The following is an 11076-nucleotide window of genomic DNA, read 5'->3' as shown; positions in this document are numbered from 1 at the left end:
GTTCCTCAGCTCCGGGGGCGTCAGGCACAAGTGCACGAGGCCGTACAGCCCCTGGCAGAACGGCAAGGTCGAGCGCATGAACCAGACGCTGGCCCGTGAGTGGCAGTACGTGCGGGCCTGGGAGAGCGAGGCCTCCAGGGCGGACGCCCTGGAGGCCTTCATCGACCACTACAATTGGGAGAGACCGCACAGCGCCTGCGGGGGCCTGCCGCCCATGTCGCGCATCGTCGGCGTAAACAACGTCATGGCACGCAACAACTAGAGCTTGATCTCGATGTCCACGCCGGCAGGCAGGTCAAGACGCATCAGCGAATCGACGGTGCCGCTCGTGGGGTCGAGGATGTCGATGAGGCGCTTGTGGGTGCGCATCTCGAACTGCTCGCGGGAGTCCTTGTCCACGTGCGGGGAACGGATGACCGTGTACAGGTTGCGCTCGGTGGGCAGGGGGATGGGACCGCTCACGCGGGCACCCGTCTTCTGGGCGGTGTCGACGATAAGCTTCGCGGACTGATCGAGGACCTCGTGATCGTAGCCCTTGAGGCGGATGCGGATCTTCTGGCTAGACAACTCAAAACCTCCAGTAAAGAGTAAGGATAGATGGGCTCGATCAGGCCTTAGGCGTTTCCGCCGGCCTTGGCCACAACCTCGTCCGTCACGGACTTGGGCGCGGGCTCATAGGAATCGAACTGCATGGTGTAGGACGCGCGGCCCTGCGTCTGCGAACGGAGGTCCGTCGCGTAGCCGAACATCTCGCCCAGGGGCACCTTAGCGCGGATAACCTTGTTGCCGGAACGGTCCTCCATGCCCTCGATGCGGCCACGACGACCGGAGATGTTGCCCATAACGTCGCCCATGTACTGCTCAGGCGTCTCCACCTCAACGGACATGATCGGCTCGAGGAGCACCGGGTCGGACTTCCTGAGAGCGTCCTTGATGGCCATGGAACCGGCGATCTTGAACGCGGCCTCGGAGGAGTCGACCTCGTGGTAGGAACCGTCGAATAGGGTCACCTTGACGTCGATGGTCGGGTAACCGGCGATGACGCCCGTCTGCAGCGCCTCCTGGATACCCTTGTCGATGCTGGGGATGTACTCCTTGGGCACGACGCCGCCAACGATGCCGTTGACGAACTCGTAGCCAAAGCCCTCTTCCATCTTCTCGAGCTTGATGACGGCGTGACCATACTGACCACGACCACCGGACTGACGGACGAACTTGCCCTCAGCCTTCTCGACGTCGTGACCCGGGGCCTCGCGGTAGGCGACCTGGGGCTTACCGACGTTGGCGTCAACCTTGAACTCGCGGAGCAGACGGTCGACGATGATCTCGAGGTGCAGCTCGCCCATGCCGGCGATGATGGTCTGGCCGGTCTCGTGGTTGGTGTGCACCTGGAAGGTCGGGTCCTCCTCGGCGAGCTTGGTGAGCGCGAGGCTCATCTTGTCCTGCTCGGCCTTGGTCTTGGGCTCGATGGCAACGTCGATAACGGGGTCCGGGAACTCCATGGACTCGAGCACGATCTCGTGGCCCTCGGCGCACAGCGTGTCGCCCGTGGTGGTGTTCTTGAAGCCCACGGCGGCGAGGATGTCACCGGTCTCGCAGGAGTCCTGGTCGATACGCTCGTTGGCGTTCATCTCGAGGATGCGGCCCAGGCGCTCGCGCTTGCCGTTGGTGGCGTTCACCACGTAGGAGCCGGCCTCGGCCTTACCGGAGTAGACGCGGAAGAACGTCAGCTTACCGACAAACGGGTCCGTGGAGATCTTGAAGGCAAGCGCGGAGAACGGCTCGTCGTTGGACGGCTTGCGGGAGATGGTGTCACCGGAGTTGGGATCGGTGCCCTCCACGGGCGGGACGTCCAGCGGGCTGGGCAGGTAGTCCACGACGGCGTCGAGCATCTCCTGCACGCCCTTGTTCTTGTAGGCGGAGCCCACGAGGACGGGGTTGAGCTCGTTGGAGAGCACGCCCTTGCGGATGGCGGCCTTGAGCACGGGCACCTCGACGGGCTCGTCCTCGAGCACGGCCATCATCAGGTCGTCGTCGAACTCGGAAGCGGCGTCGAGCAGCTCGGCGCGCTTCTCCTCGGCGATCTCCTGGAACTCGGCCGGGATCTCGTCCATGGGCTCAGGGTAGGTCATACCCTTGTCGTCGGCCTTGAAGTCCCACGCGGTCATGGTGACGAGGTCGATGACGCCCCAGAAGTTGTCCTCAGCGCCCATGGGCACCTGAATGGCGACGGCCTTGGCGTGCAGACGCTCCTTCATGGTGTCGATGGCGTGCCAGAAGTCGGCACCCACGCGGTCGAACTTGTTGATGAAGGCGATGCGGGGGACGCCGAAGTTGCGGGCCTGACGCCACACGGTCTCGGACTGCGGCTGCACACCGGCAACGGCGTCGAACACGGCCACAGCGCCGTCGAGCACGCGGAGGGAGCGCTCGACCTCGGCCGTGAAGTCCACGTGGCCCGGGGTGTCGATGATCTGGATGCGGTAGTCGTTGCCGTCCTTCTTCCAGAAGCAGGTGGTGGCAGCGGACTGAATGGTCACGCCGCGCTCCTGCTCCTGCACCATGAAGTCCATGGTGGCAGCGCCCTCGTGCACCTCGCCGATCTTGTGCGTCTTGCCCGTGTAGTACAGGATGCGCTCGGTCGTGGTGGTCTTGCCGGCATCGATGTGGGCCATGATGCCGATGTTGCGGGTATGAGCCAGGTTGTACTTGCTCTTAGCCATGGTGTTCAGTTCCTCCCTGAATTACCAGCGGTAGTGAGAGAAGGCACGGTTGGCCTCGGCCATCTTGAAGACATCCTCGCGCTTCTTCACGGAAGCACCCACGCCGTTGGAGGCGTCGAGGATCTCGTTGGCCAGGCGCTCGGCCATGGTCTTCTCCTTACGGGCACGGCTGAAGGTGACGATCCAGCGGATGGCCAGCTGCGTGGAGCGACGGGAGTTGACCTCCATAGGCACCTGGTAGGTGGCGCCACCAACACGCTTGGGCTTGACCTCGAGGGTCGGCTTGACGTTGTCCATAGCCTTCTTGAAGGTGGCCAGGGCGTCGCCGCCCTCGGCCTTGGAGGCCACGATGTCGAAGGCGCTGTAGACGACGCGCTCGGCGGTGGACTTCTTACCGTCCAGAAGGATCTTGTTGATGAGCTGCGTCACGAGGCGGTTGTTGTAGACGGAATCCGGCTGGACCTCGCGGCGGTTCGCGGATGCACGACGCGGCATAAAATATCTCCTCTAACTATTCTCGGTGAAGTTCTGGGGCGCGAGCGCTACTTGGGGCGCTTGGCGCCGTAGCGGGAACGAGCCTGCATGCGGTTGTTGACCGGAGCGCAGTCGTAGGCGCCGCGGATGATCTTGTAACGCACACCGGGGAGGTCGCGCACGCGGCCGCCGCGGACGAGCACGATGGAGTGCTCCTGCAGGTTGTGGCCCTCACCGGGAATGTAGGCGGTGACCTCGATGCCGTTCACCAGGCGCACACGGGCGACCTTACGGAGAGCGGAGTTCGGCTTCTTGGGGGACGTGGTGAAGACGCGGGTGCACACACCGCGCTTCTGGGAGTTGTGCTGCAGGGCGGCGTTCTTGGACTTCTTCTTAACCGACGTGCGGCCCTGGCGAACCAGCTGGTTGATAGTAGGCAAAGCGTTCTCCTTTTCGAATTGCTTTCCAGCCTTTTTCCTGTGTGCAACGGCTTTTCCAGCGGCGTCAGCATCCGCCATCCGGGCAAGCGTTCGCTACTTTACGCGCGCGTACGTGCAGTGTCAACAGACCACGCGTCCGGGCATCTCTATCTTTTTGAGCGAACGCAGAAATAATCCATAGATAGCCGGACGAAAGGTCCCGCAGCCGCTCGATTCCAGCACCCTATCCTGTTAAACCCTCCCCCATCGGGTATAAGCGTTCCAGACGCGCCCCGTCGAGGGCGCCCCGAGCGGAAGGAGCCGCCCCATGACCCTCACTACCACGCCCACCGTCGAGGGCCGCACCGTCACCGCCTACCATGGCATCGTGTTCGGCGAGGTCATAGCCGGCGTCAACATGTTCAGGGACATCGCCGCCGGCTTTCGGAACCTCGTGGGAGGCAGGAGCGGGAGCTACGAGATCGAGCTCATGAACGCGCGCGAGGAGGCCCTGAAGGAGCTCTCCGAGCGCGCCGAGGAGCTCGGTGCGAACGCCGTGGTCGGCATCGACGTGGACTACGAGACCCTGGGGTCCGACAACGGCATGCTCATGGTCACCGCCAGCGGCACAGCCGTGACCATCTCGTAGCCGCGCGGGGGCGGGGTAGACGAGACCGGTCCCGACGCCCCGCCCCCCTAGAGCTGCTCCAAGAGGCCTTCGCATCCCGCCAAGACGTCGCGGTAGGTGGCATCGAAGTCGCCCGTGTACCAGGGATCCGCGACATCGCGGTTCTCGCCGGCGAACGAAAGCAATGGTCGGCACTTCCCCGCCGGGTCGTCTTTCAGGATGCGCTTGAGGCCGCGCGCGTTCTCGGCATCCATGTAGACGATCAGGTCCCAGTCGTCATATTCGTCGTGACGGATCTGGCGGGAGTGATGCGCGCCGACCGGTATCCCGGCGCGGTTGAGCACGCGCACAGTGCCGGGGTGCGGCGGGTTGCCGAGTTCCTCCGTGGAGGTCGCCGCGGAGTCGATGGTAAACTCGGCTCCCCTGCCCGCGCGGCGCACCAGGTCCTCCATCACGAACTGGGCCATGGTGGAGCGGCAGATGTTGCCGTGGCATACGAACAGGATGCGGTGCACAGGCGACCTTCCTTCAAGAACAGCAGATGGCGTTACGCGAAGGTCTTCGCCAGGTAGTCCACGATGTCGCCGGATTCGTACATGGGCTTGCCATCGATGAACAGGCACGGGCACTGGGCCTTGCCGCCCACGCGTACGAGCTCGGCGCGCGCTGCCTCGTTACCGGTGATGCTCACCACCGGCAGCTCGATTCCGTGCTCCTTCATATAGGTAAGCACCTTGGTGCAGAACGGGCAGCCGTCGAGCACGTAGAGCGTGTACTTGGATTCGGTCATGATGGTTCCTCCTAAAGCTGAACTGGGGATGAGTCGGTAGCCATTCTCGAGCGCGTGGACGATGGTGTCAACGCCTGCAAGGCCGTTCACGCGGTAGGTGCCAAAGCCGATAGCCGGCATTGCCAGGCCGTCGTGCGCGTATCGCTGTGGAAGTGAAATATCCGTTCCTTTCTTCTCAGAACGCCAGGTAGACGATGGTAGAGCAGGTTTGCAACGCGAGCGGACCGGGGCGGCGCCCCCATGTCCGCGTGCCGCCCCTCGCCACGGCGATTCTACCCCGCATGCCTTGCATAAACCCACAGAGAAGAGAGGTTCGAGGAACTTTACGCTCGTCTGTTTAGCCGGCGCGCAGCGGGCAATAAAGGAGACTGGTTCGTTAGTTTGCCACGGTTAACTGCTGGAGCACGACGCTCAGCCCCCCTACGCGCGGCACGTTCAAAGGAGTTCCTATGTCCACCATCCGCCTACCCGAATGCCCCGAGAAGCGCGAGCGCCTGGCCCGCATGCTCGACGAGAACGGCGTGATCTCTGCCCTCGCCATCGACCAGCGCGGCGCCATGAAGAAGCTCATCGCGCCCTTCCACGAGCCCAAGGCCGAGGACATCGTGGAGTTCAAGAAACTCGTGGCGCAGGAGCTCACCGCACACACCTCGGCTATCCTGCTCGATCCGGAGTACGGCCTGCCGGCGTCCAAGCTCCGTGATAAAAACTGCGGTCTGCTCGTTGCCTACGAGCGCACCGGCTACGACGCCACCACGCCCGGCCGCCTGCCGGACCTCCTCTCCGTGTGGAGCGTCCGCCGGCTGAAGGAAGCCGGGGCCGACGCCGTCAAGTTCCTGCTCTACTACGACCCGGACGAGGGAGACGCTATCAACGACCAGAAGCGCGCCTTCGTGGAGCGCATCGGCGATGAGTGCCGCGCCGAGGGTATGCCGCTCTTCGTGGAGCTCGTCACCTACGACGCGGGCACCACGGGGCTCAACGGCCTGGATCCCAAGTCGGCCGAGTACGCCCGCGCAAAGCCCGGCAAGGTCATCGCCGCGACCCGCGAGTTCTCCGACCCACGCTACGGCGTCGACGTGCTCAAGCTCGAGGTGCCGGTGAACATGGCCTTCGTTGAGGGCTTTACCGCCGAGGACGTGGAGCCCGTCTACACGCAGGCCGAGGCGGCGGCGTACTTCAAGGAGCAGTCCGATGCCTCTGACTTGCCGTTCATCTTCCTCTCCGCGGGCGTGACGGCCGAGCTCTTCCGCCGCACGCTCGTGTTCGCGCACGACGCCGGCTCCACGTTCAACGGCGTGCTCTGCGGGCGCGCCACGTGGAAGGATGGCGTGGCCGAGTTCGCCGGCAAGGGCGAGGAGGCCGCCCGCGCCTGGCTCGCCGGCCAGGGCCGCGAGAACGTGGCCGAATTGAACGAGGTGCTCGCCAAGAACGCCACCGGCATCCGGCTCTAATACTCCGGTTCTAACAGCACTCCCCCGCCCGCGGGGAGCAAACGCAAAAGAGGGGCGCGGTTCACCTTCGAACCGCGCCCCTCTCGTTCATACAACGCGAAGCGAGTTGCTATTCGTCGTCCTCGTCGTCCTGATCGTTGTCGACCAGCTGCTTCATCAGCTCATCGAGCGAGGTCATGTCCTCGTTGATGACGCTGCTGCCGTCAGAGCTCTTCTTGGAGGAGCCGTCGGCCGGACCGCCGATCATCTCCTCGTCGTCGTAGTGACGCGGAGCGCTGGCACCGAGCAGGATGTCGTCCGGACCATCCGGGCTGAAGACCATCTGCAGCAGCTGCGAGAGGTCCTCTTCGTCGGCCATGTCCTCGCTGTTGTCGAGGATGTAGAGCAGGTTGTGCTGCTCCAGGCCGTCGCGGAGCTCCTCGATCGCCTTGGCGCCGATGCCGTCGATCCGGAGCAGGTCCTCCTCGGACTTGCCCACGAGGTCGCCCACGGTCTCGATGCCGACCTCGCTGAACTTGTTGGTCCAGCGCTGGCTCACGCCCAGGTCGTCGAAGAGGTACAGGCGAGCGTCCTCGGCGGAGATGGTGCGCCCGTTGCGGGTGAAGCTGCCATCGCCAAAGCCGTGCTCGTCGTAGCCCGCCCAGTCGGCCTCCTGCGGCACGCGCTGGTCGAGCTCCTTGAGCTCCTCGGGTGCCCAGTCGGGCAGCTGCTTGGCGCCGGCGGCGGCGCTGTCAACGGCCTCGTAGCCGTTGTCGGTGCGGTACATGAGCTGCGCGCCGTCGTAGGGAACAAGACCGGTACCCACGGGAATCTTCTTGCCCACGATGACGTTGGACTTGAGGTCCAGCAGGTGGTCGACCTTACCCTCGATGGCAGCCTCGGTCAGCACGCCGGCGGTACGGATGAAGGAAGCCGAGGACAGCCAGGAGTCGATGCTCGCGGCGACTTTCAGCGTACCCAGGATGACCGGCTCGGCCGCCGGGGCCTCGCCGCCCTCGCGGACCACGCGCTCCACCTCGTCGGCGAACTCGTAGCGGTCCACGTACTGGCCCAGCAGGTAGGAGGAGCTGCCCGGGTTGGTGATCTGAACGCGGCGCAGCATCTGGCGCGCGATGACCTCGATGTGCTTGTCGTTCAGGTCGACACCCTGGCTCGTGTAGACGTCCTTGACGTTCTGCACGAAGGTGTGCATGGTGCTCTCGATGTCGGTGAGCCTGCGCAGGTTGCGGAAGTTCACGAAGCCCTTGGTGAGCTGATCGCCGGCGCGAACCGGGTACACCTGCACGCCGTCCTTCTCACCGTCGAAGTCCGGCATGAACTTCACGGCTGCGGGGACGCGCTTCTCCTCGAGCACGCGGGTGCTGTCGTCGGCGTCCGTGATGCGCAGCACGTAGTTGCTGCCCTCAGGGGTGATGGTCAGGTTGCCGCTGTACTCGGCCAGGTCGGCCTCGCGCCCCAGAATCTTCTCGGACACGTTGCCGACGACGTCGAACATACGGCTAACGGTCGGCAGACCCTGCGTAATGTCGGCAACGCCGGCCACGCCGCCGGAGTGAATGGTACGCATCGTCAGCTGCGTGCCGGGCTCGCCGATGGACTGGGCCGCGATGATGCCCACCGCGGTGCCGATGGCCACCGGGCGACGCGTGGAGAGGTCCCAGCCGTAGCACTTCTGGCACACGCCGTACTTGGAACGGCAGGTGAGCAGCGCGCGCAGCAGCACCGTCTTCTTGCCGGCGTCGAGCATGCGCTGGATATCGGCCACGGAGGAGATGTAGTCGCCCGTGCTGAAGAGGACCTCGCCCTCATCGTCCATCACGTCGGCCGCAAAGCAACGGCCCACGAGGTCGGCGTTGATCTTGTCGGTGCCGGGGATGATCAGCTTGTAGGTCACGCCCTCGGTGGTACCGCAGTCCTCCTCGCGCACGATGACCTCCTGCGCGACGTCGACCAGACGGCGCGTGAGGTAACCGGAGTCGGAGGTGTGCGAGGCGGTGTCCACCAGGCCCTTACGGGCACCGTAGGTGGAGATGAAGTACTCGAGCGGCTCCAGGCCCTCGCGGAAGTTGGCCTTAATGGGAAGGTCGATGGTCTCACCGGACATGTCGGCCATGAGGCCGCGCATGCCGCCGAGCTGACGCAGCTGGGTCTTGGAGCCACGGGCACCGGAGTCGGCCATCATGTAGATGGGGTTCTCCTCGTCGAACATGTCGAGCATCTTGGCGGCAACCGCGTCGGTGCAGCGGGTCCACTCCTCGACGACCTCCTTGTGACGCTCGGTCTCAGAGGTGTAGCCGTCCTCGTACTTCTCGTTGATGCGGTCGACGCGCGCCTGGGCGGCGGCCACGATCTCGGCCTTGTCGTGCGGGATGAGCGCGTCCCACAGCGAGATGGTCAGGCCGGCGCGGGTGGCGTAGTGGAAGCCGGAGTACTTGATGGCGTCCAGGATCGGGGCCACCTCGGCCTCGGGATAGCGGTCGCAGCAGTCGGCCACGAGCTTGGAGACGTCGCCCTTCACCATCTTGTAGTTGATGAACTCGAAGTCCGCCGGCAGGCACTGGCGGTTGAAGATGATGCGACCGATGGAGGTCTCGAAGCGGGCGGTGCCGTTCGTGACGTCGTAGTCCACGATCTTGCCGCCCTCGTTGATGACGCGGAAGAGCTGCTTGTCGCCCTCGACCACGTTGGCGTCGGCGGCGCTCACGCGCACCTGGATCTTGGCCTGGAGGTCAACGTCGGCGCGCGCGTCGTAGGCAACGAGCGCGTCGTCGAAGTTGGCGAACACGTGGCCCTCGCCGGGCAGGCCGTCGCGGGCCTGGGTGAGGTAGTAGACGCCGATGATCATGTCCTGGCTGGGGATGTTCACGGGCTTGCCAGACGCCGGCGAGCGCAGATTGTTCGCCGAGAGCATGAGCACGCGGGCCTCGGCCTGGGCCTGCAGCGACAGCGGCACGTGCACGGACATCTGGTCGCCGTCGAAGTCGGCGTTGAACGGGGCGCAGACGAGCGGGTGCAGGTGGATGGCCTTGCCCTCCACGAGCACGGGCTCAAAGGCCTGGATGGAGAGGCGGTGCAGCGTCGGTGCGCGGTTGAGCAGCACGAGACGGCCGTCGATGACCTCTTCCAGGATGTCCCACACAAAGCTGGCGCCGCGGTCGATGGCACGCTTGGCGCCCTTGATGTTCTCGACCTTGCCGAGCTCCACCAGGCGCTTCACCACGAAGGGCTTGAAGAGCTCGAGCGCCATGGTCTTGGGCAGACCGCACTGGTGCAGCTTGAGCTTGGGGTCGGTCACGATGACGGAACGGCCCGAGTAGTCCACGCGCTTACCGAGCAGGTTCTGACGGAAGCGGCCCTGCTTGCCCTTGAGGGCCTCGGCGAGGGACTTCAGCGGACGACCGCCACGGCCGGCAACCGGACGCCCGCGGCGACCGTTGTCGAACAGCGCGTCCACGGACTCCTGGAGCATGCGCTTCTCGTTGTTCACGATGATCGCGGGGGCGTCCAGGTCGAGCAGGCGCTTCAAGCGGTTGTTGCGGTTGATGACGCGGCGATACAGGTCGTTCAGGTCGGAGGACGCGAAGCGGCCACCGTCGAGCTGCACCATGGGGCGCAGGTCGGGCGGAATCACCGGGATCACGTCGAGGATCATGTTGGCCGGGTCGTTGTGGCCCTTCAGGAAGGCGTCCACGACCTCAAGGCGCTTCACGGCCTTGTCGTGCTTCTGCTTCTGGCAGTCCTTGTCGGCGATGATGGCCTTGAGCTCGCGGCTCTCGGCCTCAAGGTCGATGGCGGAGAGCAGATCGCGAATGGCCTCGGCGCCCATGCCGCCCTTGAAGTACATGCTGTAGTAGCGCTGCATCTCGCGGAACAGCGGCTCATCGAAGATGAGGTCGCGCTCGGAGAGGGTCATGAACTTGTCGAAGGCGTCCTGGCGGAGCTTCTTCTCGTCCTTGGTCTCCTCCTCGAGGTCGATGATGCCGGCGGCGATCTCCTCGGGCGTGAGGGGGTCCTCGTCGGAGAACTCATCGAAGTTCTCGGGGTCGCCCTGGGCCTTCAGGCTCTCGATCTGACGAGCGAGCTCGGCGTCCATGGCCTCGAGGTCGGCAGCGAGCTCCTCCTTCAGGTCCTCGGCGTCGGCCTCGCGGGCCTCGGAGTCCACGTGCGTGATGATGTAGCTCGCGAAGTAGAGGACGTTGTCCAGCTCCTTGGACTTGATGTCCAGAAGACGGCTCATGGGGAATGTCGTGGGGCTCTTGAAGTACCAGATGTGGCTGACGGGGGCAGCCAGCTCGATATGGCCCATGCGGTCGCGGCGGACCTTGGAGGTCGTGACCTCCACGCCGCAGCGCTCGCAGACGATGCCCTTGAAGCGGATGCCCTTGTACTTGCCGCAGGAGCACTCCCAGTCCTTGGCGGGACCAAAGATCTTCTCGCAGAACAGACCGTCCTTCTCGGGCTTGAGGGTGCGGTAGTTGATGGTCTCGGGCTTCTTGACCTCGCCGTGAGACCAGGAGCGGATCTCGTCGGCAGAAGCCAGCGAGATCTTTACCGCGTCAAAATCAGTAGCTTCGAAATCTGCCACAGT

At 64.5% G+C, this 11076-nt stretch carries 10 protein-coding genes; 3 read left to right on the top strand and 7 right to left on the bottom strand.

Going from position 1 to position 11076, the window contains the following annotated elements; genetic code table 11:
* The coding region (locus GDJ97_RS05675) for an integrase core domain-containing protein (protein WP_152070320.1) at positions 1-262 on the top strand (262 nt) is incomplete at its 5' end.
* Here the strand turns inward: GDJ97_RS05675 and rpsJ are convergent.
* The 4 genes from rpsJ to rpsL are packed head-to-tail and all read right to left on the bottom strand — an operon-like array spanning position 259 to position 3637.
* Positions 259-567 carry a 30S ribosomal protein S10 gene (gene rpsJ / locus GDJ97_RS05670; RefSeq protein WP_152070319.1) on the bottom strand — a complete coding sequence of 103 codons (309 nt, stop codon included), beginning with the start codon at positions 565-567 and terminating at the stop codon, positions 259-261. The two genes, GDJ97_RS05675 and rpsJ, sit on opposite strands and share 4 nt — an antisense overlap.
* Before the next feature lie 47 nt (positions 568-614).
* Entirely contained in the window at positions 615-2723 is a 2109-nt protein-coding gene (fusA, locus tag GDJ97_RS05665) for an elongation factor G (RefSeq protein WP_152070318.1), read from the bottom strand.
* A 21-nt stretch (positions 2724-2744) separates the two neighbouring features.
* A complete protein-coding gene (gene rpsG, locus GDJ97_RS05660) occupies positions 2745-3218 on the bottom strand; it encodes a 30S ribosomal protein S7 (RefSeq protein WP_152070317.1) in 474 nt (157 codons plus the stop codon).
* A gap of 47 nt (positions 3219-3265) precedes the next feature.
* Complete coding sequence (rpsL, locus tag GDJ97_RS05655; protein WP_152070316.1) at positions 3266-3637, bottom strand: 30S ribosomal protein S12; 372 nt, start codon at positions 3635-3637, stop codon at positions 3266-3268.
* Positions 3638-3944: 307 nt separating this feature from the next.
* On the opposite strand from rpsL, the gene GDJ97_RS05650 reads away from it, so the two are divergent.
* Entirely contained in the window at positions 3945-4265 is a 321-nt protein-coding gene (locus tag GDJ97_RS05650) for a putative heavy metal-binding protein (RefSeq protein WP_152070315.1), read from the top strand.
* 47 nt (positions 4266-4312) lie between these two features.
* On the opposite strand, the gene GDJ97_RS05645 is transcribed toward GDJ97_RS05650, so the two are convergent.
* Complete coding sequence (locus GDJ97_RS05645; RefSeq protein WP_152070314.1) at positions 4313-4759, bottom strand: low molecular weight protein-tyrosine-phosphatase; 447 nt, start codon at positions 4757-4759, stop codon at positions 4313-4315.
* Positions 4760-4791: 32 nt separating this feature from the next.
* A complete protein-coding gene (locus GDJ97_RS05640; RefSeq protein WP_226808858.1) occupies positions 4792-5154 on the bottom strand; it encodes a glutathione S-transferase N-terminal domain-containing protein in 363 nt (120 codons plus the stop codon).
* A gap of 329 nt (positions 5155-5483) precedes the next feature.
* Here GDJ97_RS05640 and GDJ97_RS05635 point away from each other — a divergent pair, with 329 nt between their 5' ends.
* Positions 5484-6488 carry a tagatose 1,6-diphosphate aldolase gene (locus tag GDJ97_RS05635; RefSeq protein WP_152070313.1) on the top strand — a complete coding sequence of 335 codons (1005 nt, stop codon included), beginning with the start codon at positions 5484-5486 and terminating at the stop codon, positions 6486-6488.
* Between the two features lie 109 nt (positions 6489-6597).
* Here GDJ97_RS05635 and GDJ97_RS05630 read toward each other — a convergent pair whose 3' ends face one another.
* Positions 6598-11073 (bottom strand): DNA-directed RNA polymerase subunit beta', encoded by a 4476-nt coding sequence (locus GDJ97_RS05630; RefSeq protein WP_193221326.1) that lies wholly within the window; start codon positions 11071-11073, stop codon positions 6598-6600.
* Positions 11074-11076: the final 3 nt, after the last annotated feature.

The sequence above is a fragment of the Collinsella sp. AK_207A genome (assembly GCF_902501965.1).
Lineage (GTDB): Bacteria > Actinomycetota > Coriobacteriia > Coriobacteriales > Coriobacteriaceae > Collinsella.
This window is presented reverse-complemented; position numbering and strand designations above follow the sequence as displayed.

Excerpts from the sequence above, each read along its gene's own strand:
- fusA (WP_152070318.1), bottom strand. The coding sequence starts at position 2,723 with ATGGCTAAGAGCAAGTACAACCTGGCTCATACCCGCAACATCGGCATC.
- rpsG (WP_152070317.1), bottom strand. The coding sequence starts at position 3,218 with ATGCCGCGTCGTGCATCCGCGAACCGCCGCGAGGTCCAGCCGGATTCC.
- GDJ97_RS05650 (WP_152070315.1), top strand. The coding sequence starts at position 3,945 with ATGACCCTCACTACCACGCCCACCGTCGAGGGCCGCACCGTCACCGCC.
- GDJ97_RS05640 (WP_226808858.1), bottom strand. The coding sequence starts at position 5,154 with ATGCCGGCTATCGGCTTTGGCACCTACCGCGTGAACGGCCTTGCAGGC.
- GDJ97_RS05635 (WP_152070313.1), top strand. The coding sequence starts at position 5,484 with ATGTCCACCATCCGCCTACCCGAATGCCCCGAGAAGCGCGAGCGCCTG.